Origin of the sequence: Candidatus Palauibacter sp. (assembly GCF_965208055.1) — a bacterium.
GTDB lineage: Bacteria > Gemmatimonadota > Gemmatimonadetes > Palauibacterales > Palauibacteraceae > Palauibacter.
Window position 1 is genome coordinate 2,646,152 of sequence record NZ_CBDBNY010000004.1, and the last position, 25,592, is coordinate 2,671,743.

Below are 25,592 nucleotides of genomic sequence, written 5' to 3' on the forward strand. Positions count from 1 at the left end.
CGTACAGTGTACGCTCCCGGTCTTCTAACAGAGGCTCCGGCGCCGCCCGCTTTCTCGCTCGGCCCCTTGCGGTGCTATCTTGCGCCTCAGTCGAGATCAATTCCCGCGCGTTGCGTGTCACATCTGACGCGTACTGACATCCGTCACCGTCGACTTGTCGCTCCAAGCCTACGGAAACTGGGAAGCTGAGCCGCAGATGGCGCGGCAGAACGGATATGATCCAACGCGTACGACAGATCATATGGTACTATCGCATCCTCGGAGTATCCCACAGTATTGTCGAGAAGCCGTAGCAGCGCATGCCCCTTCGCTTCATCATCGACCACCGCAAACCTGTTTGGGTCGTTATCATCCTCGTAGAGATGGTACATTCCCATATCCCAGCACGAGAACGGGACTAGGAATCGCTCGATGATGTCCACCGCTTCAGCGAAACTCTCGCTCGCTGCTACTGGCAATGTTGCAAGAGCTTCGGTCACACTTGGTGTCGCAAGTGATCGCTCTTGGGGCCACACGTTCTCGAAGAATGGTCTGATCGCCGACCGTATGACCGTTTCACAGGCGTGGCCTTCATCATCGTCATGGCTGTCTTGCATGAACCAAACCACAGCTCGCGCGGACGCCGCGCGTACTTCGTCGTCAACGCCGCGCAGCATCTGTTGGACATCCGTTCGCGCCACGGGTGGTTCTCGGTCATTCAACGAGGCGTTCAACCACGCGAGGACGACGTTAGACGCGAGACTGCATCTAGTATCTCGTGGCAGATCGGGATTCGCCGCCTGTTGGATTATACGACTGCCGAGGATCTTCAACACATCGATTGAAGCGACCTGCCGTCCAATAGCTGGCCAAAGCTCATGAGCAATGGCGTCGGGCTCTTGGAGGGGGCCAATCAAGTAATCCTCCGTCCAATCGTGATCCGCTTCCAAGAACCACGACACGTGCTGAAGCAGCCTATATCGTACGATTGTTTCGCTACGACCGGTGACGGCCACCATAGCATCTCGCATACGCCGCAGGTCGCTACCGCTCGTGAACGGCTCGATCGAAGGCTCCACCTGCACACACGCTGCGAGGAACGTGCCGACCATCTTTCCGACCGGAGTCGTAACCGCATCGTTCAGCAGACTCTCCCGAGCCCGGTCGGCATCGGATTCATCAGGGGGGGGCATAGGAGTCACGTAGATCGAGTCCTCCCCGTGTGCCGCCGTGACTGCCATCGGCCATATCCGCAGCCAGACTTCACGTAGCGACGGGTGCCGGATCATTTCACGCGTCCAGGCAGCCATCCACTCGGCAGCACCCCGAATGGCAGCTGGCAACGTTCCTTCTGGCAGCACTTCGAGGAGTTCCAGAAGCCTGCCTACGTCTTCGGCTGACTCGCCGCGCGTTTCATCGTCCCCATTCGCCGCTTCGGCATGAATCGCGAATAGGTCATTCAGGAGGGATGGAAAACTGCCCAAGTCAATTTCCCCCGATTCCAGGTCGGTAAGAACAAGCTGCACGTTGCCCGGCAACTTCAGCCACGCGCGGGCTCCCATTCGCTGCCCACCATTTCTCCCAGTTCTCGCCGATAGGGCCCGCTCCAACGCATGTAGGCGATTCACGCCGGCCAGCACACCGTAGGAGTCGTCCGGGATTGGCGCCCGCCAGCTCGAGGTCTGCAACCCGGAGAACAAATGTTCGATGGATCTGGTAGCGAATTCCGGGAACTCGCGTACTGCCGTCTCCAACCATGACTCCGCATCGGCGGACAATCCGGCACCGGCCTCCCTAATTCTCCGCAATTCGCGGACGGCCCACCAGATCCGCGCGGTGCTTGCCTCCTCTTCGCCAGCCCGTAAGGTATCAGCAACTAACTCAACAGGGGGTAGACCGTAGAGTCGCTCCGAGAGGCGTGTTCTTGTCTCATCATCGAGGCGGACGAAGCGTTTCGCACGTAAGTCTGCGATTTCAGGCGACTCCCACGAAAGCCAGAAGTGTCGATCCACGAGGCCCAAGAGAAAGGCCCCAATCTCCGCGATGGAGACAAGAGAGGAACTCTGCGCGGTCGCGGCCCACAACCGAGCATGAATCGGTGATGACCATGATCGCCAACTGTCGACGAAGCGCCGGGCGGCTACAACGTCAAGCTCTGTCAAGCGAATGACGACGGCGTGGAGGAGCTTCGTCACGGGAGCCAAGCCCTTGCTGAACCTGTCGGGCTCCGTCGGCTCGGATTGCAGATCGTGCTGTTGGTAAGCAACCCGATGTACCCTACCCATGCGCCAATGGTGACCTTCTCCAGCCCAACCGATTCGACGCGCCATGTCCAGTCCGCGGTGAAGGGCCGCGTCCAAACTGTTGGCCAAAGCAGTCAAGAATGGAATGTCACTGATATTCGTAACACGCAACATTCTTAGATCCATGAGCTGGCCACTCGTGAGGCGGGCTGACACAAGATCGTCAAGACACCGGGGATCCGTTGGAGCGCTGGCCGGGCTGGACACCGCCACACATGGCGTAACGAGAGCTGTGATCTCCTCGACAGCGCCGCCAGATCGGTCACCCGCTTTGAGCCGAGCGTCGATACGAGCTTGCCGGGCAAGACGATGTCCTTGAACCTCCGGTGGTTCGCGAATCCAACTCTCTTCGATGAGACGCCAAGCCGTCGTCCACGGCTCCTCGAGCTTGGAACCCCGCCCGCTGTTCAACAGATGGGCTACCGCCATTCGTTCAGTGTGGTTGTCAGCCGTCAACTGGAGCGCCCACTTGACGGTACCAGGCTCCATGAGGCGACGTTGCAGGAAATCGACGATGAGCCATAGGGTGGCGCGGTCCCTTTCGGCGAGGGAGGCGACGGTCGGTATCATGGTCCTTGCTCCGAACGTTTCTCGCTACAGACCCTTGCAATTGCATTGAGCCACCCGAGGTCGGCACCGGCATCGGACGCGACCCGGGACAACCGTTGTTGCTCCCGCTTGCTTTCTCTTCGAAACAGGTGCTCGAAGAGATCCCGATGCGAAGTGCCCGAATCGGCCCACGCCGTGGCGACGAGTCGTTGCACCTCCGCGTCCACAGTGCTCTGGTCTCCCGTGATGACCGATAGGGTTGCCCATCGCTCGATCGTTTCGTGTAGAGCAGCATGATCGTTGGCCGGATCATAGGGGATCGGCTCGATACCGCGCGCATTCCAGTCTTCCAGCGCAACTCGGTCGTGATCGTCGGTGTCAAGAAACGCATACCGTGGCCGGATGTCTTCGAACCGGGTCGAATCGGCGGCTACGGCATTCAAGAGCGTCTGCATTGGAGGGTCGTTGGCACTATAGCCAACCAAGACGAGGCAAAAGATCCGGGCAGCGTCGTAAATGAAATCTGGCACAACTGTACGTCGTACATAGAAGTCTGCGAAATCTTGTTCTGTCAGTACAAGTTCGGAAGCTTGGTCCTCGTCCTCGCTGAGCACCCCGTGGATGTGAAACACGCCCGCAAACTCGGGTTGGGGTCGGGGACGCGGAATGGTGCCCAGCGAATGAGTCCCCCGTCGCGACAAACGATCTTGGTATGCTACGTCGAGCAATCGATCGAAATTCGTCGTGACGATGGCTACGGCAGGCCCGCGGTCGGCTAGGCGGATGAGGTTGTGATGGATGGACTGGGGCCTCGCATCCCGTACCCGAAAGATCCGCTCTACCGTTTCCCGCACGCAGCTGCGGTCGTGAGTGCGGTCATCCAAGCGCCGTTCGAGCATCCCAAGGACCACATCGTACTCGCGCCGTCGGAAGCGCCTGACCTCAGCCGTTTGGCCATCAGTGAGGCCCGAGCAATCAGGTGTTGCGCACGCACAAGGCTCCCATGGCCTGCAGGCGCAAGAATGGAGTTCTGCGAGGATCTCATGAACGCTGGGGTCCAATGCTTTATAGACCTCTAACGTGAGCTTGCGAAACGCTGGCAGGCCGGCCGATCTAGAGACGCCGGCACCAGACAGGAAGAGCACCTCGCCCCGTCCATGCGCCAGCAACAGCCGTTCCGGCATCTTCGGTAGCCCATCGCCGAGAGACAACCAGCGATCCGTGGTAGCGGTTGCCATTCTGCTTGTTCTCCTCGTAATGCTGCGCATCGCCTCGCGCGTACGTCGGCTGTCTCTAGCCGCAGCGGTTCAGGCAAGTTGCGGTTGTCGCTCGAACGCCGCGGGGCTTTGCCACGGATCGTCAGGGCATGTGGCGGATGGCGCGGCCGGGGCGGGCGCCGGTCGGCTCCCCGTCCGACCACGTCTCGACGCCGCCGAGCCACACGCTTTCGATGCCCACCGCCTGTCGGGTCCCGTAGTCGAACGTCGACCGGTCCACGACGCGCTCCGGGTCGAAGATCACGAGGTCCGCCCGGGCCCCGGCGCGCAGCACGCCCCGGTCGTCCAGCCCCAGCCGCCGCGCCGGCATCGAGGTCGCGCGCGCGACGGCCCGCTCCAGCGTGAGGATGCCGCGCTCGCGCACGTAGTGGCCCAGCACTCTCGGGAAGGTCCCCGCCCCGCGCGGATGCGCGCTCCGCACGCCGCCGTCGCTCGCCGTCATCACCCACTCCGAGGCCATGAACGTGTCGACGTCCTCGTCGCTCATCGTGTGGCCGATGAGTCCCGAGCCCCCGTTCTCCATGATCCACATGTACGCTTCAACCTCGGTCATCTCCTTGCGCCGGGCGATCTCATCCAGCCGCAGCCCGTTCAACTCGGGCTCAAGTTCGAAGGCCACGATCTGGAGCCGGCTGCCGCCCCCCGCCGCCGCGATCCCCTTCGCGACGGAATCCGGGTTCGAGAACATCCGCGAGCGGACGACGATCGCGAGCCCGGATTGCCACGCCGCGTACGGGTACTGGTCCGCCGTCACATCCAGCCCCGCCTCGTTGGCCCGCCGGATCCGCTCCAGCACGTCGGGCGCCCGCCCCCACACCGAGGCGTTGCCCGCCTTGATGTGCGAGATCTGTACGGGGAGGCCCGCCTCCCGCCCGATGCGGATGGCTTCGTCGACCGCCTCGAGCAGCCCCTCCTCCTCGTCCCGCATGTGCGACATGTAGAAGCCACCGTGGCCCGCGGAGGCCCGCGCCAAGGCAATCAACTCTCCGGTGGAGGAGTAGAAGCCGGGGTCGTATTCGAGTCCGCTGGAGAGGCCGAACGCCCCCTCCGTCATCCCCTGCTCGACGCGCACCGTCATGTCGGCGATCTCGGCGTCGGTCGCGGTGCGCCGGTAGTCATCCCCCAGCACGAGACCGCGCACCGTCCCGTGTCCGACGAGCGTCGCCACGTCCACCGTCGGACGGAGGTCGTCGATGCGCCCGAGGTAGTCCGAGATCGGCCAGGGCGAGGAGCCGTCGGCTCCGACCACGATCGTCGTGATCCCCTGCGCGAGCTGGGTCGTGGCGAGCGGTGAGCCGAAGAGGCGGGTCGTGGAATGGTTGTGGATGTCGATGAAGCCCGGGGCGAGGACGAGATCCGTGAGGTCGCGCCGTTCCGCGCCGGGCGGAGCCTCGATGGAGGCGGGCGCGCCGAGCGCCGTAATGCGGCCCCCCTCGATGAGCAGGTCGCCGACATACCTGGGCGCGCCCGTTCCGTCGACGAGCGTCGCGTTCGAGAACAGGACCGTGGCCGGTTCCTGCGCCACGCCCGTGGCCGCCTGCGCGGCGATCCCCTCCGCGGCGCCGGGCCCGGCCGCACCTCCCAGGATGAGCGCCGTCAGGAGCCGGATGGTTCGCCGGTGGTGCCGGGGGCGTTTCGTTCGATCAGACATATCGCGTTACCTTCGTGTTTCCGTGATGATGTACCGGCGCGGTCCCCGAACAGTAGACCCGCCTCGGCAGGTTCCAATAGAGAGAGAACGATGAAAAGATACGCACGTCTCCCGCTTTCGTTCGCCACCCTGCTTCTCGCGCTGGCGCCCGCGACGCTGGCGGGTCAGGTCGAGGGCCAGGCCGCCGATGGGCCGCTCAGGATCGGCGTCATCGATCTGGACGCCGCCGCGTTCGGGTCGCCGGCCGGACAGGAACTCGCGCAGCAGCTGACGGACTTCCAGCAGGAACTCGCCGCCGAGCTACAGGTGCGGCAGGAAGCCGTGCGCGCGGTCGAGCTACGGGTCGCAGAAGCGGACAGCCTGACGGTCGACGAGCGACGGGTGCTCGAACGCGAGTATCAGGACGCCCTCACCGCTTTCCAGCGCTACCAGCAGGACAAGCAGGAGGAGGCCACGGCCCTTCAGGACGACGGACGCGAACGGATCCGGGGGGAACTCGCGCCGGTGATCGAAGCGATCCAGGCGGAACTCGGGTACGACCTGATCCTGAACGCGACGAGCCCCATCATCATCCTGTTCAGCGAACGCGTCGACATCACCCAACTCGTCATCGACCGCCTCGCCACGGACGCCCCCGGCCCGTAGGGGGAGCGTCAGCGGTGGGGACGCAGCAGATCCAGTAGGTCGGCCCGTGCGGGGACTTCTTCTCCGCTTTCCAGGAACGGGCGGATATCGGCCTCGACCGCCTTCCGCTCCACGCCCGCGATTCTCGCCGCGACCGCCTCGCGCCATGTGTCCCTGGTCAGCGCCGACACCGCGGGTTCCGTCTGGCGGCGCGCCGCGTTCAGGAGATCCAGATTCGGGGGCGGCCACGCGGGATCGCTCAGATACCAGGCGAGGTCGTAGATGTCCCGCCCCTTCAGCCAGGGCCGGTGGAGTACCGCGTGCAGTTTGCCGGCCAGCAGCGACGCGCGGTCGTGGTGATGGATCCGCAGGGAGACGTGCCGCCGCACGAGGCGCGTCTCGGTCACCGCGCCTGCGGGCGGGCGGGTGTCCACCTCGAGCTTGATCCGGAGTGTCTCGTCGCGATGGCTCGACAGACCGAACTCCCGGGAGAGTCCCCGGAAACGGAACCATCCGGCGTGGACGGCGTCCGCGTCGCGCAGCGAAGCCGTGGCGTCGTAGCCCTCCCGCCGGAACTGCGCGGTGATGGACGTCAGCCAGCGCCGCGGATCGTAGCTCTCGCGGGGCCCTTCCAGCGCGAAGTCGAGGTCCTCGGAGTATCTCGGCAACCTGAACAGGAAGCGCAGAGCCGTACCGCCCTGGAAGGCCAGCGGCGACATGGCTCCGACCCTCTGCAGACCTTCCAGGATTCGGGCCTGCAGGTATTCTCGCATCACGTTGCGGCCGGCCTGCGGATCGAGACCCCGGACCAACTCCCGGAGATGGTCCTTCACGTGACCGGCAGGGGTTCGTACGGCGGCGCCGGGTCACTCGCGCGCCGGATGAGGTGGGCCGCGGCGCGGGCCAGCTTCGGACTCCCCGTGGCGGCCGCCATCGCCCGCAGGCGCGCGGGCGAGAGATCGTCGACATCCAGACGTAACTCGTCGATCCAGGCCGGGGCATCGCCGCCCGGCTGCAGGTGCGCCAGGTCGAGGAAAGCCTTCTCGGGGCGGGCGACGAACGCGCTCTGCCCGTCGACCAGGTCCACGAGTCGATAGCCGGTACGCAGCGACGGCTTCACGTAGCGGAAGGAGAACCGCCCCAGCGGCGTCTCCCTCACGTGAGGGCGCGCGGGGCCGCAACTGGTGACCTCCGGCACGTACTCCGGGATCGCGTTCGCGAAGGCGAGCGCCGACAGCCCGCTCACGTAGGAGCCGGGCGAGAGGCGGTTGGCAACGAGGAAGGGATGCGGATGCGCCTTCCGGTACGGTGGCGCCAACGCGAACAACCCGCGCCGGAGCCGCAGCAGTTTGCCGGCGGCGCACCAACGGCTGAGCTGCGCCTGGAGACCCGGCTCCGGAGCCCGCCCGCCGCGAAGGAAGCCGGTCTCGAACACCGGCTCATCCGCGACGATTTCCAGCAATTCTGCAAATTTCATGCAGAAAACGTGCCGATATCGGCAAATACACGCAATGATTTGACCAGTCCCGCAACGCGTTTGGGGGCTGGACGCCGAATCCTACCCGGACAGCCCGGGAAGCGGACGGGTCAGCTTGATGAAGAGCAGGTTCCGGACCCGGCCGCCGCCCACCCGCATCGCCGAGACGGAGCCGTCCGGCATGCGTTCGAAGCGCACCTCTCGCATGAACCAGCGGTCCGTTGCGAATTCGTCGCGGCCGCGCGGCTCGAGGGAGATCTCGCCGTGGCGGATGTGGCGCGCGACGAGCCCGTCGTCCGTCGCCTCGACGTGATACAGCGCGTCGACTTCCGGGCTGTAGTAGCTGCCGGCGTATCCTGCCAGCGTCGCCCGGTCGGCCGTCGGGGGCGGCGGGACGAAATCGGCGGCCGGTGACGGCGCATCCTCTTCCTCCTCCCCCCGGGCTGCCTCCGGGAAGACCCCGGCGAGGACGACCTCCGCTACCTGCCGCGCCCGGCTTCCCGGATTCCCGTTGGCGACGTTCGTCAGGACGACGACCCCGACGTCCGCCTCGGGATACCAGGTCGCCTGCGTCCGGAATCCCGCGTCCGCACCCCCGTGCCCCACCGTGCGCAGGCCCCGGTGGCCGCCGATGGCGAGACCGTGCGCGTAGGGGATCGTATCGCCGCCGTTCAGGACCCCGCGGGCCGTCATCATCTCCATCACGCGCGGGCCGCCGACCGTCTCGTGCCGGAAGTTGTCGAGCCAGCGGGCGAGGTCGTCGGCTGTCGTGAACAGGCTCGTCGCCCCCGCGTTCGCGTAGCTGAGGACCGCCTTGGTGTACCCCGGCTCCGGCCCCACCCCGCTTCCGGCCTCCCCTCCGGCCTCTCCTTCGCCATCATCCGGCGGGGCCGGCCGGTAGGAATAGGCGCGGTCCGGGACCATGTGTTCGTGGTCATCGTGGAAGTGCGTCCGCTCCATTCCGAGCGGCCGGAAGATCCTCTCGGCGGTGAACTCCGGGAAGGACATGCCGCCGACCGCCGCCGCCGTCTGAGCGAGGAGGGTGTAGCCCATGTTGGAGTAGAGGTACTCCGAGCCGGGCACGAAGTTGAGTTCCCGCTGGCGCGACATGAGGCCGAGGACCTGTTCGGTCGTGATCACGTCGTCGAGGCGCCAGCCGGAGATACCGAGCAGCTGCCACTGGTCCCGGATCCCGCTCGTGTGGTGGATCATCTGGCGCACGGTGACCGGATGGTCGAACTCGGGGACGAACCCGAGGTGCGCCTGCACGGGGTCGTCCAGCGAGAGCGCCCCCTCGGCCGCGAGCATGGTCACGGCCATGGCGGTGAACTGCTTCGACACCGAGGCGACGTGGAAGACCGTGCGCGGGGTGACGGGGACGCCGTGCTCGATCTGGGCGTAGCCGTAGCCGCGCGAGTGAATGATCTCGCCGTCCCGGATCACCGACACGGCGGCGCCCGGCGAGCCCGGGCGGTCCAGGTCGGCGAACACGGCGTCGATCCCGCGCGCGAGGTCGGAAGCCGAAGCCGGATCTCCGGCGCCTCCGCACCCGGCGAGCAGGGCGACGGCGGCGAATGGGAGGAGGGCGGCGACGGCTACCGGACGCATGCGGGCGGACGAGCGATCAGGGGTCGTGGAGTTCGACCAGCATCTCGATCTCGACCGACTGGTCCCGCGGGAGCGACGCCATGCCCACGGCCGCGCGGGCGTGCTTCGAGATCGCGGGGCCGAACACCTGTTCCATGAGGTCGGAGCACCCGTTGATGACCTGCGAGTGCTGCGTGAAGTCGGGCGGCGTGTTCACCATCCCGAATACGCGCACGATCCGCTTCACCCGGGAAAGGTCGCCGATCTCGCGGGCGAGGGAGGCGAGGAGGCAGACGCCGACCCAGCGCGCGATCGCGTAGCCTTCCTCGACGGTGTGGTCGAGGCCGACCTTCCCCGTGTTCGTTTCGTCGAGGCCGCCGCACGGGCCGTGACCGGCGAGGAAGACGAGATTCCCCGTCGTCACCGCCTTCACGAAGTTGGCCGTCGGCGCGTCCGGCGTCGGGAGTTCGATCCCGAGTTCGGCGAGACGCTCTTCCGGAGTCTGGGCGGCGACTCCGCCGGCCGGGGGCAGGAGGACGAGGAGTCCCGCGAGCGCCCCGACGACGGCGCGCGGCGCGCGCGCGGATCGCGGGGAGGGCGAAGTCACGCGGCCCCCTCCGGGTCGCGCCGCCGGGAGACGATCTCGTCGGGGGTCTCGCCCGTGCGGATCGCCTCGGCCGCGATGTCCACGGCCTCGAAGATCTTCGTATAGCCGGTGCAGCGGCAGAGATTGCCGGAGAGCGCCCGCGCGACGTCCTCGCGAGCCGGGTCCGGATCGCGGGTCAGCAGTCCATGGGCCGAGCAGAGAATGCCCGGTGTGCAGAAGCCGCATTGCGCCCCTCCCGTGAGATCGAAGGCGTCCTGGAGCGGGTGCGGGCCGGACGCGTCCGCGAGACCTTCGACGGTCGTGATCTCGTGACCCGTGGCCTCGTGCACCGGCATGATGCAGGAGAGGACGGCCTCGCCATCGCGGAGCACCGTGCACGCCCCGCAGTCCCCCTTGTCGCACCCCTGCTTCGATCCCGTGAGGCCGAGCCCGTAGCGGAGGGTCTCGAGGAGGGTGTAGTGGGACGGCACCCCGACCCGTCGCCGGTCTCCGTTCACCCGCAGTTCCACCACCTCATGCATGATGACCAAGTTGCCCGGGGGGCTCACGCGCGGCAACCGAATCCGCTCGCGGACGCGGCGGGAGGCGCGCCCGGGTGTGCGCTGGGTGCGCATCTTGTGACGAAAGCCCCATCTTCAGTCGTCTGGAGAGAGTCCGCCCGTGGATGACGGCCATATGAGGGATCACACCATGCATCGCCCGGTTCGACCAAACCTGCTCTCGCTTCTGCGCACACTCCTGCTCTGCGCCGCGGGAGTGTGCGCGCTCACCCCCGGCGCCGCGTGGGCCCAGGAAATCCCGCTCGACCGCTGGCTGGTCACGAGCGCGGAGCATGCGGCGGGTGAACCCCCGCTCCCCGTGGCGGGGCCGGACCGATTTCCGGACCGGAACGCCGAAACCGCCGCGGGTACGTGGTCGCTCTTTCGCCGCGACGGACAGGCGGCGCTGGATTTCTCGGAGTTCTCGGAAGCCGGGCAGGCGACGCTCGCCCACGCGTACCTGAAGTCGGCCGCCGACGCGAGCGTCCGGCTCGAACTGGGCGCCGAGCCGTGCACGCGGATCGAGGCGTGGGTGAACGCGCAGCACATCGCGGACGCCGGCAGCGCGCGCGAAGTGCGGCTGGCGGCGGGCTGGAACACGCTGCTCGTCGTGCTCGACGGCGAACCCGGCTGTGAGCGCTCGCTCTCCGCGCGGCTCTCCCCGGACACGGGTCCGAACGTGCGGGCGGAACGCGACGACCGCCCCGGCGATCGGTTGACCGTGCAGGCCTCCCGCCCTCCCGGCGTACGGCCGACCTGGCCCGACGGAGTCGTGACGGTCTCGGTCCCCCGCATCACGGGGCTCGCCTGGCACCCGGACGGGGACGATCTCCAGGCCGCCATCCGCTATGACCTCGCAAGCTGGGGTCGCGAATTCGGGGCCGGCACGGCCGGCGGCGATGCCCCGGGGATCCAGCGCCCCGAAGGCCGATTCCGGAACCCGCTCGATCTTCCCCGCCGGAGCGGCGGCGCCCCGGGCGATGCGGGCGATGCGGGCGCAGACGATGATGAGACCGGGCCGACCGACCCGGAGGGGCTGCGTGCGCGGATGGTCGCTCAGTTGCTGGGCCGGCCGGAAGCCCGTGTCCCCGCGCCGAGCGCGGGGTCCGCCGAGTTACGCCTCGCGGGCGAGTCGTTCGTCGCCGCCTCCAACGAACTGCAGCCGGGCGTGCCCGTCTCCTTCGAGGGCGTCCTCCCGTTCCGGAAGCTCCGTGAGGCCGCGCTGCGGAACGACGGCATGAAGGGCGAGTTCCGCTGGGACGGGGGAGACGGGGACGGCGAGGGGCGCATGCCGGCGGCGCCTGTGCTGAGCGCGCTGCACGGCCCGCTGGATCTGGCGCTCACCGCCGGGACGGACGGCGTGTGGCGCGGCAGGTTGCGGGTTCCGGACGCCCTGGCCGGCTTCACGCTCCGAGGCGCGGAGGGATCGTGGACGGTCGACGGAGCCGCGGTGGAGGACGGCCTCCTGTGCAGCCCGTGCGAGCGCGGCCGCCGGCTGGAAGTCGAGTTCCGCGGGGCCGCCGCCACGGATGCCGGCACTGATGCGGAGGGACCGCGCGCGCGCATCGCGGGCCCCGGCCTCCCGGACCTGCCCGAGACCGGCGCGGCGGGGGCGATCGAACTGTTGAGGGCGCTGGAGGGGGATAACCGCCGCTACCGTGCCCTTATTTGGGGTCCCGGGGGTCCTGCGGGTTCCGGGAGTCCGTCGGGTCCTCCGCTTCAGGCGGTTTCGGCGGTTCAGGCGGCTCCGGCGGCGCGGGTTCGGTCGTAGGCGGGGCGATGACCGGCTCCGCGGACGCCTGCGGGCCGAACGTCGGACGCGAGGAGTCCGTGGACCAGGGATCGATGAACTCCTGAGCCGGATCCACCTCATCGCGCGGCGTCGGCGGCGGTTGTTCCTCGACGACCGGCCCCGCAGCCTCCTCGGAGTCGGAGGCGCCCTGTTCGCCCTCCGCCTCGTCCGCGGAAGCGGCGGATGTCTCGGCCGCCGCGGCGGTGCCGGCGGCGGCAGTGCCGGCGGCGGCAGTGCCGGCGATCGTCGCGTTGCTCGCGGTCGACGGTTTCGGAGGCGCGGGCGGCGACTTCCACTGCGTCTCCCGGCCGGCGGCCTCGAGTTCGCGCTGGATCTCGTTCATCCCCTTCCGGAACTCGCGGATCCCCTTGCCGATGGTGCGGGTGATCTCCGGGAGGCGGCGGGGCCCGAACACGATGAGCACGAGCATCGCAATGAGGAGGATCTCGCTGATTCCGAACCCGGTCATATTCATGACAGTGCGATCAGCCGGGCGGGCGGGCCGAACTCAGGGCGTCAGCGCCCGCAGCACGTCCTCGCCGTAGAACATGCCGATGTACCTGGCCTGCACCGGCGTGACCCTGCGGACGGCCCAGATCAGCTCGACGTGGTTGGGTTCGCGAGGCTCCGCCGGGAGCGAGAACCCGCATTCGCCCAACAGACGGTCCGCCTTCTTCAGGTTGCACCTGCTGCAGGCCGTGACCACGTTCGACCACCCGTTGTCTCCGCCACGCGAGATCGGAGTCACATGGTCGCGCGTCAGCGACTCGCGATACCCCAGGTCGCGCCGGTGACGGCCGCAGTACTGACAGCGATAGGCGTCGCGCGCGAACAGGAAGGTGTTCGTGACCTGACGGCGGAAACGGCGGGGGATCTGGATGAACCGCGCGAGGCGGATGACGACGGGCGTATCCATCCGTACACGCTCGGATCGGATGGGACGTTCCGAATCCACCTCGAGCGCGTCGGCCTTCCGGTCGATGACCAGGCGAACGGCGCGCCGGACCGGAATGATCGTCAACGGCTCGTATGAAGCGTTCAGGGCCAGACAGCCCATGAGCGACCCCCCAATTGGATTCGGTGCGGAAAACAAGCAATCCGGCTGCAACGTGTCAAGCGAAAGAACGTGTCAAGCCAAAGCCCGGATGAGAAGGCGGTGCGGGACGTAAGCTCCGCCGGCGTGTGCGAAGTGGCGGTCGCGCGGACGTTCCTCGGCACGCTCGCCTACTCGGTCCCCCCTTCGCTCGTCGGCGTCGTGGAGCCGGGCATGCGGGTTCGCGTGCCGCTCGGCGGGGGCACGGCGGTCGGCGTCGTGGACCGTCTCGGGCTGCGGGCGGACCGGGAACGGAAACCCCGACTGCGGGAGTTGCGGGGCGTGCTCGACGAAGCGCCGGTGATCGACGCGCTGCTCCTCGATCTCTGCCGCTGGATCTCGGACTACTACGTGGCGCCTCTCGGCGTGGTGCTGAGGGCGGCCCTCCCCCCGGGTGCGCTCGGGTCCCGGGCCGGCGCGGGAGGGAGCCCCGGCCGGCCGCGCACCGAGCGCGTGCTCCGGCTTGTGCGCGAACTGCGAACGCTGAGCGAACGGGACCGCGCCTTCGGGCGGGCGAAGCGGCAGCGCGAGTTGTACGAGACGCTCGAGACGCTCGGCGGACAGGCGAGCGTCGGGCACCTGATGAAGCAACTCGGCTTCGGCCGGAGCGTGCTCAACGGGCTCGTGGAGCGGCGCCTGGCGGAGTTCGTCGAGCGCGAAGTGGAGCGAGACCCGTTCGCCGGCCCGGTCGAGGCGGAGCCCCGGTTCACGCTGACGCCGGACCAGACCCGGGTCGTGAGCGATCTCGAGCGTCTCGACGCGCCGGGGTGCGTCGCGCTTCTGCGCGGCGTGACGGGCTCCGGCAAGACCGCCGTCTACCTGGAGGTGCTGGAGCGTCAACTCGCGCTCGGCCGCTCCGGCATTTGCCTCGTACCGGAGATCGCTCTCACGCCCCAGACCGTGCAGCGCTTCCGCGCCCGCTTCGGCGACGAAGTCACCGTGTTGCATTCCGGGCTCTCGGACGGGGAGCGTTTCGACGCCTGGCGCAGTCTGCGCGAGGGGAGGAAGCGGATCGCGATCGGCCCGCGCTCCGCGGTGTTCGCGCCGGTGCGGAATCTGGGCGCGATCATCGTCGACGAGGAGCACGAGAGCAGCTACAAGCAGTCCGATGTGCCGCGCTACCACGCCCGGTCCGTCGCGATCATGCGCGCGCGGCTGGAGGGGGGCCTGTGCGTGCTCGGATCCGCGACGCCCGCCCTCGAGAGCTGGGAGAACGCGCGGACCGGCCGCTATCATCTGCTCGAGCTCGAGGAACGGGTGACGGGCCACGGACTGCCTTCGGTAGAACTCGTCGACCTGCGCGCCGACGCCGGCGAGGGCCCGGGACGGGACGCGGAGGACCCCGCTCCGGGTGGCGGACCGCGCGTCTTCTCCGAACGGCTGCGGGAGGCGATCGCCGCGCGCCTGGAACGGGGCGAACAGACGATCCTCTTTCTCAACCGCCGCGGATACGCCTCCTTCGCCGAGTGCGCGGCCTGCGGTCACGTGTGGAGTTGCGACGCGTGTTCGGTGACCCTCACGTATCATCGCCGCCGCCGGCAACTCGTGTGTCATCACTGCGGCTCGACGAGTCCCCTCCCCGCCGGGTGCGCCGAGTGCGACGGTCCCGCGCCGCGCTACGCCGGGGTCGGCACCGAACAGGTCGAGCGCCGGGTGGGCGAACTCTTCCCCGAGGCCGGCATCGCCCGCATGGACCTCGACACCACGGGCTCCAAGTGGGCGCACGTCGAGATTCTGGAGGCGTTCCGGAGGCGGGAGGTCGACATCCTGCTCGGCACGCAGATGATCGCCAAGGGCCTCGACTTCCCGCAGGTCACGCTCGTGGGAGTGATCAACGCGGACGTCGGCCTCCACCTGCCGGACTTCCGCGCCAGCGAACGCACCTTCCAGCTGCTGGAGCAGGTCGCCGGACGGGCCGGGCGGGGCGACGAACCGGGGGAGGTGCTGGTCCAGACCTCTCGTTCGCGGCACTACGCGCTCGCCGCGGCGGCCGAGCACGACTATGTCGGTTTCGCGGACCGCGAACTCGGAGACCGCGAGGAACCCGGCTATCCGCCGCACCGCCGGCTCGCGAACCTGGTCATCTCCGGAAAGACCGAGTCCCGGGTGATCGACATCGCCGAGGAACTGTCCGAGTGGACGCGTCGGCTGATTCGAGGTCGCCGGCTCACCGGGATCGACGTCATCGGCCCGGCCCCCTGCCCCATCGATCGACTCCGGGAGCGGTGGAGGTGGCACTTCCTGATCAAGGCGGACCGCGCCGCGACGCTCGGAGGCGTTCTCCGCTTCCTCGGAGAGCAGCGGGGCCAGCCCGGTTCGGGCCTCCGGCTCGAGATCGACCGCGATCCCGAGGCACTCCTGTGAGCGGACCGTCAAACTCCCGTCGCACTCCCGTCGCGCTCCCTGCCTCGCTTGTTGGGAGGGTCACGCTCCGACAGGTTGTGCTACCGGTTCACACTGGTTCAAACTGGTTCACAATCCGCCGTAAGTTCGCCGTCATCCGCCGTAATCCACCGTAAATCGGTGCATGTGAGGAAGAGGGAATGAGAAGTCACGTTCGGGGCCTGGGGCTCGTCATGGCGATCGGGATCGCGTCGACCACCTGCGGGGGATCGTCGCTGCCGCCCGGGATGTCGGCCGGAGCAGTGGCCGCGTTTGAGGCGTGCCGCGAGTTGGCGTGGGAGGAGAGGCAGGGCTGCTACGAAGCGCGGCTCCTCGACGAACTCGACGGGGCCGGGGTGGGCGCGTCGCTGGAAATGCTCGAGGCGCTGGCCGCGGCGGACATGGCGGTTCGGTCGCAGTCCCATGTTCTCACCCACGCGATCGGCATCAACGCCTACTCCCCCGGCGAGACCTTCACCGATGTCTTCGGAGAGTGCACGGAACTCTTCCAGTCAGGGTGCTACCACGGCGTCGTCCAGGCCTATTTCATCGCCACGGGCGAACCGAACCAGGAGGTGGTCGCCGGGCTCTGCGAGCCCTACGAAGCGGACCCCGCCGACCGCTGGCTGCTCTTCCAGTGCCTGCACGGTCTCGGACACGGTCTGACGATGTACTACGGCCACCACCTTCTCATGGCGCTCGAGGGCTGCGACCTGCTGGCGACCCGGTGGAACCGCGACTCCTGCTACGGCGGCGCGTTCATGGAGAACGTGGTCAACGCGATCGCCCCTCATCATCCGGCCGCCGCACTCGTGTCCGATGGAGCCGCGATGGACGCGATGGACGCGATGGAGGGCGGGGCGGAGGAAGCGGCCGAAGCCCCGGACCCTGACGCGGGCGCGCACGACCACGGGGCGATGGCGATGGCCGAAGGCATGGCGGAGGGCGTCGAACCGTTCGAGGCCATGCGCGCCGACGACCCGCACTATCCCTGCTCGATTCTGGACGATCAGTACCTGACCGCCTGTTACCTGATGCAAACGTCCGCCATGCTCTGGCTGAACGACTGGGACATCGCGGACGCGGCCTCCTCCTGTCGCGAGGCGCCCGACGGTTGGCGAGACGACTGCTTCGTGAGCCTCGGCCGCGACATCAGCGGCCGCACGCTTCAGGACGAGGGCGACGCGCGCCGCGAGTGCCAAAAGACGCCGGAGGACTACCGCGAATGGTGCTACGCGGGCGTCGTCAAGAACTTCGTCGACGTCACCGCGACGACGGAAGCCGGTTTCTCGTTCTGCCGCACCATCGAGGACTGGGCCAAACCCCGGTGCCACGAAGCCATGGGTGAGGAACTGTACGTGCTCTACGCGGACGAAGCCGGCCGGCGCGGGGCGTGCGAGGCGTCGGAGACGGAAGAACTCGCGCTCGCGTGCCGGCGCGGCGCCCGCGTGCGGACGGACTAACGGCCTGGCCGGCTAACCGTCCCCGTTGCCGGTCGCCGCGCCGCTCTCCGCGCCGGTCGCCGCGCCTCTCGCCGCGCGCATGAAGCGTCGCAGCAGCCTCTCGTCGAGCCGTCCGTCCGTTCTCACTCCCGAGCAGACATCCACGCCGAAGGGACGGACCGCACGCAGGGCCGCGGCCACGTTGGGCGGCCGGAGGCCCCCGGCGAGGTAAACCGGACAGTCGGCCCGCTCGACGATGGCGCGGCTGTGGATCCAGTCGTGCACGCGGCCCGTGCCCCCGAGTTGCCGCACGGGGAGGTCCGGGTCGCCCGAGTCGAGCAGTACCGCGTCGACCAGCGGCGCCACCGCGACCGCTTCCTCCACCGAGTGTTCCCCCCGGACGTGCACCACCTGGACGAGCGAGACCCCCGGCAGACGACGGCGCAGACCGCGGAGCGCAGCGGGCGCCAGCCGGTCCACGAGTTGGAGCGTGTCGGCCCCGGCGTCTCGCTGTTGGGCCGCGATCTCCTCCGGGTCCGTTCGCGACGTGAGCAGGAAGGTGGCGACGCCGCGGGGGACCCCGGCGGCGATGCGGCGGATCCTGGCCTCGTCGATGACCCCGGGCCCGCTCGGCATCGCGGAGACGAGGCCGATCGCCGTCGCCCCGTAGCGGGCGGCGAGCGCGGCCTCCCCGGGGCTCTCGATGCAGCAGATCTTGACCGCGAGCCTCGGCCGGCTCAGGCGGGCGCCCCCTCGGCGGCGCGCTCCACGCCGAGTCCCGGGCCGTCGGGCAGGACGATTCGACCCTCCTCGAGATGCGGGCCGGTGAACGGATCGGAACGGAGGAGCGCGGCGCCGTCCAGGTCCGCGTAGTCCACGAGCGGGGCCAGGTGCGCCGCGGGCGCGATCCCGAGGCTCGTCTCCAGCATGCACCCGAGCATGACCGAGAGGCCGCACGCGCGCGCGGTGTGCACCATGCGGAGCGCCTCTCTCGGACCTCCGCACTTCGCCAGCTTGATGTTGATGCCGTCGACGAGGCCGTCGAGTCGCGGGATGTCGCTCGCCACGATGCTCGACTCGTCCACGACGATGGGCAGCACCGCGCGCGAACGGACGAAGGCCAACTCGTCGTTTTCCGTCGGGGGGAGCGGCTGCTCCACGAACTCCACCCCGTAATCGGCGCACATCGCGATCCCCTCCACGGCCTCGGCGGGAGTCCAGGCCGCGTTCGCGTCCACGCGCAGGATCTTGTCGGGCGCCGCGCCGCGGACGGCGCTCAGCCGCGCTTCGTCGTCGTCGCTCCCGAGCTTGATCTTGAGGATGGGCCACGCTTCGGCCTCGCGCGTCTTGCGGGCCATGACGTCCGGAGCGTCGATGCCGATCGTGAACGAACTGAGCGGCGCGTCGGCCGGATCCAGGCCCCACAGCTTCCAGAGCGGAAGCCCGGCGCGCTTTCCGACCCAGTCGTGAAGCGCCGACGAGATCGCGCAGCGGGCCGACCCGTTGCGGCCGAGGAGGCTCGCGAGGTCCCGCTCGATGTTCTCGAGCCGGAACGGATCTTCGACCTCCTCGAGGCGGGGGGCCAGCTTCTTCAGCGCGGCTTCCACCGTGTCCGCCGTCTCCCCGTAGTACCCGGACGGATCCGCCTCGCCCCAGCCTTCGATCCCCTCGTGTTCCAGCCGCACCCACACCAGGTCGTCACCCGTCTTCACGCCCCGGCTGATGCCGAAGGGGTGCGCCGTCTCGACGTGGAACTGCTCCCAGGAGACTCTCAACTCTCGCTCGTCCGCCAGAGGTTGTACTGGATGCGGGACGGCGTGACTTCCGGCCCGTCCTCGCGCATGTAGACGTCGATCTCCGTGCGGTGGCCGAAGCGTCCCTCCAGATAGACGCCGGGCTCGACGGAAAAGCCGACGCCCGCCACGAGCCGCCGGTCGTCCCGCATTTCGATGCTGTCCAGGGTGGGACCGACGCCGTGGAGTTCGCGGTCGATGCCGTGCCCGGTGCGATGGAAGATGGCGTCCTCGTAGCCGCGCGCGATCAGCGTGTCCCGGGCGGCGCGGTCCGCGTCGGCGCCGGTGGCGCCCGGGTCTTCGCGGATGACGTCGACCGCCGCGTCGCGGGCCGCGACGACCGCGTCCCAGCCGGCGATCACGTCGGCGGGCGGCGCCGGGCCGAGAAAGCCCATCCACGTCTGGTCGGCGAAGACCGCGTCGGGTTCCCCCGCCACGCGCCCCCACAGATCGACCATGAACACCCGGTCCGCCGTCAGAGTCGACGATCCCTCCGCGCGGGGTTCGTAGTGCGGCTTGGCGGCGTTGGGACCCACCGCGACGATCGTGTCCGCCTCCGTCAGACCCTCGGCGCGCAGGCGCGCCCGGATCCACTCGGCGAGGTCGTGCTCCGTAACCGGGGTGGGCTCGTCGGAGGTATCGAAGGCGGCGGCGGTCCCGGGGTCCGCCTCGGGCGTCAGTCCCGCCGCGCGCGCGGCCAGTTCGAACGCCGTCCGCGCGGTCCGCGCCAGGATCTCGGCCGCCCCGTGGTGCAGTGCGTGCCCGTGCGCGCCCCACTGGGCCGCCGTCCCGGAGATCAGGTCCACCGAACTGACGACTCGGGGTCCGAGCGACTCGACCAGTTCGACGACGCCGGCGGGGACGTGGTCCACATACGGGATCGAGTCCCGGGGGCTCACCTCCATCGCGACCGCATCCATGCCCCGCAGCATCTCGCGCAGCGCCGCCTCCATCTCGTCCCAACCGACGTAGCTCGTGAGCCGGTGCGGCCACCCCTCCCAACCGGACACCTCGATCTTCTGGACGAGCGCGTGCGGCGTCCGCCCCGGTTCGATGAGGACGAAGTACCGGCGTTTCTGGCCTTCGGGCAGGCCGACGAGGTGCGCCGCCAGCGGATTGAGGGCCCGGAAGTCGTACAGCAGCCAGGCATCGGTTTTCTGTCGCTCGAGCTCGCGGGAAGCGGTCTCCAGAAAGGTGGCGTCGAGGTCGGGCAAGGCCGGGCTCCTGTTCTGCGGGGCGGCTGCGGGCCAGATCCTGCGCGGTCAGCCCGTGGCGTCGCGCAGGGCTGTCAGGTGTGAGACGACGTTGCGTCCCAGTTCGTCGGGATTGTAACCGCCCTCGAGGAAGGAGACCACGCGGTTTCGGGCCGTGGCCGGCGTCCGCTCGACGACCCCGTGCGTCAGGGCGTCGAAGTGCGCCGGGGTGAGCGTGAAGCCCCCCAGCGGATCTTCCGCCCCCGCGTCGAACCCGGCGGAGATGAGCGTGATGTCGGGCTCGAAGTCGGCCGTGGCCCGGTCCACGCCATCGAGCAGCGTCTCCACATAGCGTTCGGGCGGGAGACCCGCGGGCATGGGAAGATTCAGCGTCGTTCCCTCCCCCGCTCCCCGCCCTCGTTCATCGGCCGACCCGGTGCCGGGGAAGAGCGGGTGCTGGTGCATCGAGAGGAAGAAGACGGAGGGGTCGTCGTAGAAGATGTCCTGGGTCCCGTTTCCGTGGTGCACGTCCCAATCCACGATCAGAACCCGCTCGACTTCCGGCCGGACCAGGGCGTGACGGGCGGCCACGGCGATGTGATTGAAGAGGCAGAAGCCCATCGCCCGGTCCGGCGTCGCGTGGTGGCCCGGCGGGCGCACGGCGCAGAAAGCGGCGCGGCACATCCCGTCGAGCACCGCGTCCACCGCCGCGACGCCGCACCCGGAGGCGGCCACGGCGGCGTCCCAGCTTCCCGGCGAGACGGGCGTGTCGGGATCGATCCGCTCGATCCGTCCGCTCTCGACGGACCGGTCGCAGATCGCCCGCACCCTTTCCACGTGTCCCGGCGTGTGGGCCCGCTCCAGTTCGGCGACGCCGGCCGGGGGCGGCATGACGGGGAGGACATCCTCGTGAAGCTCGGGCAGCGCCCGCTCGAGCGCGCTCATCACGGCGCGGAGCCGGCCCTGGTGCTCCGGGTGACCCCAGCCCGTGTCGTGCCGGCTGCAGTCGGGATGCTGAAACAGACCCAGACGCGTCAAGCTCCTAGGTCGCGAACGTGGCGAGGCTCTGCCCCTCGGGACCTTCCCGCAACTCCCGCAGCGCCCGGTCCCGGAGTTGGCGGACGCGTTCGCGCGTCACGCCCAGCAGGCGACCGATCTGCTCCAGCGTATGCGGGTCTTCGCCCTGCAGTCCGTAGTACAGGCGGACGACGCGGGCGTCCCGCGGCCGCAGACGCCGCAGGCCCTCGGCGATGTGCCGCTTCAGCAGACGCCCTTCGACGACTTCCGCGACATCCGTTTCGTCCGCGAGGAACCGCTCCGCGAGATCGGTGTCGGCGGCGGCCCCGACCCGCGCGTCGAGTCGAACCTCGCGCGCGTTCAGCCTCCGCAGCAGGGCGACCGTGGGTGCCGTCAGCTTCGCTCCCTCCGCGATTTCCCGATCGCTGGGTTCGCGATCGAGAGTCTGACGCAGTTCGCCCCGCACGCGGAGCATGCGCGCCAACTCGGTCGCCCGGTTGAGAGGCACTCGCACGGGCCGGCCCTGCTTCGCAATGGCGGACAGGATCGCCTGGCGAATCCACCACACGGCGTAGCTGATGAACTTCACGCCGTGGTCCGGGTCGAACTTCCGGGCGGCAATGATCAGACCGACGTTCCCCTCCTGAATGAGGTCGAGGAAGCTCAGCCCCTTGTTGCGGTAGCGTCGGGCGATCGAGATGACGAAGCGCAGATTCGCACGGACGAGGCGGTCGAGGGCGGAGGCGTCCCCGCCGCGGGCGGAGCGGGCGGTCTCGCGTTCTTCGCTGGGGCTCAGGAGCGGATAACGACCCAGTTCCTCGAGGTAGCGTTCGAGGATGTTCGGCGACAAACCTTCGCGATCCATCGCAACTTCCTCCCTTCGCGGGCGTCGGCCAGGCCGGGCGGCCGGCCCGATCTGCCGGCGTCGGCCGCCACGCACGAAACGTCGGTCGCTCCCTCAAAGCTAGCGCGACTGGGCGCGCCCGCAAATCTGTCGCCGGATCCGCCACCCGCGGAGCCCGTCAGAAGCGGCCTCGGGCGCGCTCACGAGCCGGGAGGACCTCGAGGCAGGTGGTCCACCAACCCGTGAGGATCGTGTCCACGAACTCCTCCGGCAGCGCTTCGTCGCGCATCTCGCGTGCGAGGCGCTCGTGATCGTAGTCCACGGGCACGAACTCGAGGGCCGGCGGCGCCCCGGAGGCGGCGCCGAAATCGAGCAGCGCGTACCAGACCTCCGTCCTCCCGTCGTTCGCGGGCCGGCCCAGCACGCCGACGTTCGCGAACAGCCCGCCGCCGGACAGCGAGCGCTGCCACGGGATCCCGGTATGGGTCGCGAGCACGACATCCGCCTCGTACTCGCGGGCGATCCAGGTCAGGAACTGCGTCGAGGTGGCGGATTCCCAGAGGAATTCGTTCATGCGCCGGGGGCTGCCGTGGCACATGAGCACCCGCGTGCCGTTCACGTCGAGGCGGATCTCGCCCGGGAGACGGCCCAGCCAGCCGCGCCACCGCTCGTGCGTGTTCCGAAACGTGTAGCGGTACGAGAGGCGCGCGAAGTAGTTGTCGCGGGGATCGGTGTAGCCGCACTGGCAATCGTCGAGGCCGCGCGCGATTGAATCGTCATAGTTCCCGCGCAGGACGCGCACATCGTGGTCGACGAGGAGCGGAAAGACCCGGTCCGGATGGGGGCCGAACGCCCCCAGGTCGCCCAGGCAGTAGAGCGCCTCCGCTCCCCGCGCCGTCGCGTCCTCGATCGCGGCAGCGAGCGCCAGGTGATTGCTGTAGACACCGCCGAAGACGGCGATCCGGCGCGGTTCAGGAGACATCCTGCCCGATGCCCCCGTAGTTGGAGCAGATCGCGCCGTACAGCCAGCACGTGTAGCACGCGGACTCGTCGAGCCGCACCGGGCGGGAGGCCTCCTCCAGCGTCGAACCCATGCGGGCCGCCGGCGTCTCGATGAGGATGGGGCAGGCGTAGATGCCGCGGTTCGTCACCACCCGGCTCGAAGCGCAGAGCAGTTGGTTCTCGTCGTACCCCTCCATCATCGCCTCCGTCACCCGCTCCTCGTCCGTGTACGGGCGCACGCGATCCGCTTCGCGTCCGATGCGGAGGGAGGGGAGGATCTTGAGCCGCGGGTTCTCGTACCCGAGGGCCCGAAGCCGGGCGACGAACGCCTGTCGCACCTCCTCATCTTGTTCCGGTTCCCACACCTGCGTGGCGGTGATGATGGGGAGGAATCCCTCCTCGAGCAGCTTCCGAACGCCGTCCATGGCGCGGTCGAACGTGCCCTCGCCCCGGATGGGGTCGTTCGTCTCGGGCGACGGCCCATCGAGAGAAACGCGCATCTCGAGCGAGTAGCTCGCCGCGCGCGCGATCCGGGCGATGGGTTTCAGGGCCCGCGCGGGAAGCAGCGTCCCGTTCGTCAGCACGGAGGCCGGTCCCCGCTCCAGGGTCCGCTCCAGCATGGCCGGGAGATCGGGGTGCATGAAGGGCTCGCCGCCGGTGAAGTAGTACTCCTTGACGCCCCACGCCTCCGAGCGCCGGAGCCAGTCCTCGACCTCGGCGAGCGACAGGAACTCGAAGCTGCGGTTGTCCGGGGCGCAGCTGATGAAGCAGTGGACGCAGCGCAGGTTGCAGACCGTCCCGGTGACCTGGAACCAGAGCGTATCCAGGTGGTCGAGCTGCACGAGAGGCGCCTCGCCGGCCGCCCCGGCGCCGTTCGGCGCGGGCGCCACCGAGTGGATTCGCCGCGCCTGCCTCCTCACGCCAGGACTGCCGTTCCCGAGTCCAGCCGTGCCTCCACTTCCTCTTCGGCGGCTTCGATCAGCGCCAGCACCGGCTTCGGATCGCGCGGCGCGGAAGGTTCGAAGGAGAAGATGCGCAGCACCCGCGCCGAGTGGTGCAGGGAACGTCCGAGCCGCGGGATGTCGATGAGGCCGCGCTCGCCCATCTCGGTCAGCCGGCGGACTTCGCCGTCGTTCCGCACAAGGAGCAGGTTGAGCTCGAGCATGCCCGGGTAGCTTGGGTAGTCGAGCATCACCGCCCCCTCGGACAGACCCCACTCGAGGGCCATGCGCCGCTCGAGCGCGGCGACGAGGTCCGCGCGACGCGACGGCCACGACGACAACGCGTTCGGAAGCTGGTCGCCCGTCAACTCCACGAGCCGCTTCGGGAGGCGACGGTCCACGAGAGCGCGCAGCAACTGGGCGGCGCGACCGAACGTCGAGGCGGGATCGTGCCCCCGGCCCGCCAACGATCGTTCTATCCGCCGGTCGATGAGCGAGAGCAGTTCCTCGTCGCTGGGACCCGCCAGGTCCTCCGGGGAGAGCAGACCGCTTTGGAGCGCCGTCTGGACGAGGCGCACGAAGGTCAGCGTCGCGGCGCGCACGGCGTGGTGCCAGTAGATGTTGCGGAACATCTGGTACTTCGAGAAGAGGAGCGTCTCCAGCGCGCTGAGTCCCTTCTCGCTGACCGCGAGTTCGAGCGGGCGTCCGGCCCCTTCGCGCGCGACCGTGAGGGCCGGGAGCAGCCGATCCACGTCCACGGCCCCGTACGGCACACCGCAGAAGAGGGAATCGCGCCGGAGGTAGTCGATCTTGTCGAGGTCCAGCGATCCCGAGATCAGCCCCTGCAACGGGTGGCCGGACTGCCCGCGGATGAGGGCGCCGATGCGGGCCCCGGCATCCGGACCGTACCGCTCGAGGACGCGCCGGATAGGGTCCGCCGCCATGAAGCGCGCCGCGATCTCCTCGTGGTCTCCCGGGATCGCTCCCGGACCGAGTTCCTCCACCGCGTGCGAGAAGGCGTAATGCCCGACATCGTGCAGGAGCGCGCCGAGACGAACGACGGGCAGTTCGCCCATGGCCTCCGCGTCCAGCGCGTCGAGGTGTCCGTCGCGCTCAAGGCAGGAGATGGCCCGCGAAACGAGATGGTAGACCCCGAGGGCGTGCAGGAAGCGGTTGTGGACGCCGCCGGGATACACGAGGTGCGCGAAGCCGAGTTGCTTGACGCGCCGCAGTCGCTGGAACTGGGGCGTGTCGAGAATCTCCGCCGCGTCCTCGTCCAGCCGGACGTTCCCCCACAGGGGATCACGGATCGTGCGTATTCTGGCCATGGGTGTCGCTGAACATGTTCGGCGGAGCCGTCAACGGGCAATCAACGGCCGCCGCCGCATGCCAACGGAGGCCGCCGCGTGCCACCGCATGCCGCCAGTTCGGGCGGGCGGCGGTGTTGCGGCGCGGACGGGGCCCTTGCGAGCTTGCCAGACCTTGGCTGTCGGGTTCCTC

The 25,592-nt window shown here is 68.8% G+C and carries 22 protein-coding genes; 4 read left to right on the plus strand and 18 right to left on the minus strand.

Annotated features, from left to right (window positions below; translation table 11 throughout):
• Window positions 1–143: 143 nt before the first annotated feature.
• From ACOGXI_RS11750 to ACOGXI_RS11760, 3 genes are all read right to left on the minus strand, one after another.
• On the minus strand, window positions 144–2,408 hold the full coding sequence (locus ACOGXI_RS11750) for a hypothetical protein (RefSeq protein WP_419939034.1): 2,265 nt from the start codon (window positions 2,406–2,408) through the stop codon (window positions 144–146).
• Window positions 2,409–2,848: 440 nt separating this feature from the next.
• Window positions 2,849–3,730 carry an SIR2 family protein gene (locus ACOGXI_RS11755; RefSeq protein ID WP_419939035.1) on the minus strand — a complete coding sequence of 294 codons (882 nt, stop codon included), beginning with the start codon at window positions 3,728–3,730 and terminating at the stop codon, window positions 2,849–2,851.
• A 460-nt stretch (window positions 3,731–4,190) separates the two neighbouring features.
• The gene (locus ACOGXI_RS11760; protein WP_419939036.1) at window positions 4,191–5,759 is read right to left on the minus strand and encodes an N-acyl-D-amino-acid deacylase family protein; all 1,569 of its coding nucleotides are present in this window, start codon (window positions 5,757–5,759) and stop codon (window positions 4,191–4,193) included.
• A gap of 90 nt (window positions 5,760–5,849) precedes the next feature.
• Between ACOGXI_RS11760 and ACOGXI_RS11765 the strand changes: the two genes are divergently transcribed.
• Entirely contained in the window at window positions 5,850–6,404 is a 555-nt protein-coding gene (locus ACOGXI_RS11765) for an OmpH family outer membrane protein (RefSeq protein WP_419939037.1), read from the plus strand.
• An 8-nt stretch (window positions 6,405–6,412) separates the two neighbouring features.
• Here the strand turns inward: ACOGXI_RS11765 and ACOGXI_RS11770 are convergent, their stop codons facing one another.
• From ACOGXI_RS11770 to ACOGXI_RS11790, 5 genes are all read right to left on the minus strand, one after another.
• Entirely contained in the window at window positions 6,413–7,216 is an 804-nt protein-coding gene (locus ACOGXI_RS11770; protein ID WP_419939038.1) for a nucleotidyl transferase AbiEii/AbiGii toxin family protein, read from the minus strand.
• Window positions 7,213–7,860: a type IV toxin-antitoxin system AbiEi family antitoxin domain-containing protein gene (locus tag ACOGXI_RS11775; RefSeq protein ID WP_419939039.1), complete on the minus strand. Its 648-nt coding sequence runs from the start codon at window positions 7,858–7,860 to the stop codon at window positions 7,213–7,215. The genes ACOGXI_RS11770 and ACOGXI_RS11775 overlap by 4 nt, the downstream gene beginning before the upstream one ends.
• An 81-nt stretch (window positions 7,861–7,941) precedes the next feature.
• Window positions 7,942–9,468 carry a serine hydrolase domain-containing protein gene (locus tag ACOGXI_RS11780; protein WP_419939040.1) on the minus strand — a complete coding sequence of 509 codons (1,527 nt, stop codon included), beginning with the start codon at window positions 9,466–9,468 and terminating at the stop codon, window positions 7,942–7,944.
• A gap of 16 nt (window positions 9,469–9,484) precedes the next feature.
• Window positions 9,485–10,054, minus strand: a complete 570-nt coding sequence (locus ACOGXI_RS11785; protein WP_419939041.1) for a RidA family protein — start codon at window positions 10,052–10,054, stop codon at window positions 9,485–9,487.
• Window positions 10,051–10,602, minus strand: a complete 552-nt coding sequence (locus ACOGXI_RS11790; protein WP_419939042.1) for a (2Fe-2S)-binding protein — start codon at window positions 10,600–10,602, stop codon at window positions 10,051–10,053. The genes ACOGXI_RS11785 and ACOGXI_RS11790 overlap by 4 nt, the downstream gene beginning before the upstream one ends.
• Window positions 10,603–10,729: 127 nt before the next feature.
• On the opposite strand from ACOGXI_RS11790, the gene ACOGXI_RS11795 reads away from it, so the two are divergent.
• The gene (locus ACOGXI_RS11795) at window positions 10,730–12,364 is read left to right on the plus strand and encodes a hypothetical protein (RefSeq protein ID WP_419939043.1); all 1,635 of its coding nucleotides are present in this window, start codon (window positions 10,730–10,732) and stop codon (window positions 12,362–12,364) included.
• Here the strand turns inward: ACOGXI_RS11795 and ACOGXI_RS11800 are convergent.
• A complete protein-coding gene (locus ACOGXI_RS11800) occupies window positions 12,258–12,860 on the minus strand; it encodes a Sec-independent protein translocase subunit TatA/TatB (RefSeq protein WP_419939044.1) in 603 nt (200 codons plus the stop codon). The genes ACOGXI_RS11795 and ACOGXI_RS11800 overlap by 107 nt on opposite strands.
• 33 nt (window positions 12,861–12,893) lie before the next feature.
• The gene (locus tag ACOGXI_RS11805; protein WP_419939045.1) at window positions 12,894–13,406 is read right to left on the minus strand and encodes an HNH endonuclease; all 513 of its coding nucleotides are present in this window, start codon (window positions 13,404–13,406) and stop codon (window positions 12,894–12,896) included.
• A 135-nt stretch (window positions 13,407–13,541) separates the two neighbouring features.
• Between ACOGXI_RS11805 and priA the strand changes: the two genes are divergently transcribed.
• The gene (priA, locus tag ACOGXI_RS11810) at window positions 13,542–15,842 is read left to right on the plus strand and encodes a replication restart helicase PriA (RefSeq protein WP_419939046.1); all 2,301 of its coding nucleotides are present in this window, start codon (window positions 13,542–13,544) and stop codon (window positions 15,840–15,842) included.
• Between the two features lie 179 nt (window positions 15,843–16,021).
• Window positions 16,022–17,323, plus strand: a complete 1,302-nt coding sequence (locus ACOGXI_RS11815) for a hypothetical protein (protein WP_419939047.1) — start codon at window positions 16,022–16,024, stop codon at window positions 17,321–17,323.
• 12 nt (window positions 17,324–17,335) lie between these two features.
• Here ACOGXI_RS11815 and ACOGXI_RS11820 read toward each other — a convergent pair whose 3' ends face one another.
• The 8 genes from ACOGXI_RS11820 to ACOGXI_RS11855 form a co-directional block, all read right to left on the minus strand.
• Window positions 17,336–18,043 carry a phosphoribosylanthranilate isomerase gene (locus tag ACOGXI_RS11820; RefSeq protein WP_419940193.1) on the minus strand — a complete coding sequence of 236 codons (708 nt, stop codon included), beginning with the start codon at window positions 18,041–18,043 and terminating at the stop codon, window positions 17,336–17,338.
• Window positions 18,040–19,077, minus strand: coding sequence for a dipeptide epimerase (locus tag ACOGXI_RS11825; protein ID WP_419939048.1), 1,038 nt, complete (start codon window positions 19,075–19,077; stop codon window positions 18,040–18,042). Before ACOGXI_RS11825 ends, ACOGXI_RS11820 begins: the two co-directional genes overlap by 4 nt.
• Window positions 19,074–20,309 (minus strand): M24 family metallopeptidase, encoded by a 1,236-nt coding sequence (locus ACOGXI_RS11830; protein WP_419939049.1) that lies wholly within the window; start codon window positions 20,307–20,309, stop codon window positions 19,074–19,076. The genes ACOGXI_RS11825 and ACOGXI_RS11830 overlap by 4 nt, the downstream gene beginning before the upstream one ends.
• 48 nt (window positions 20,310–20,357) lie before the next feature.
• Window positions 20,358–21,326: a histone deacetylase gene (locus ACOGXI_RS11835; RefSeq protein ID WP_419939050.1), complete on the minus strand. Its 969-nt coding sequence runs from the start codon at window positions 21,324–21,326 to the stop codon at window positions 20,358–20,360.
• A gap of 4 nt (window positions 21,327–21,330) precedes the next feature.
• Entirely contained in the window at window positions 21,331–22,170 is an 840-nt protein-coding gene (locus tag ACOGXI_RS11840; RefSeq protein ID WP_419939051.1) for a sigma-70 family RNA polymerase sigma factor, read from the minus strand.
• Between the two features lie 157 nt (window positions 22,171–22,327).
• The gene (locus ACOGXI_RS11845; protein ID WP_419939052.1) at window positions 22,328–23,131 is read right to left on the minus strand and encodes a metallophosphoesterase family protein; all 804 of its coding nucleotides are present in this window, start codon (window positions 23,129–23,131) and stop codon (window positions 22,328–22,330) included.
• On the minus strand, window positions 23,121–24,041 hold the full coding sequence (locus ACOGXI_RS11850; protein WP_419939053.1) for a radical SAM protein: 921 nt from the start codon (window positions 24,039–24,041) through the stop codon (window positions 23,121–23,123). Before ACOGXI_RS11850 ends, ACOGXI_RS11845 begins: the two co-directional genes overlap by 11 nt.
• 26 nt (window positions 24,042–24,067) lie before the next feature.
• Window positions 24,068–25,420: an HD domain-containing protein gene (locus tag ACOGXI_RS11855; RefSeq protein WP_419939054.1), complete on the minus strand. Its 1,353-nt coding sequence runs from the start codon at window positions 25,418–25,420 to the stop codon at window positions 24,068–24,070.
• Between the last annotated feature and the right edge of the window lie 172 nt (window positions 25,421–25,592).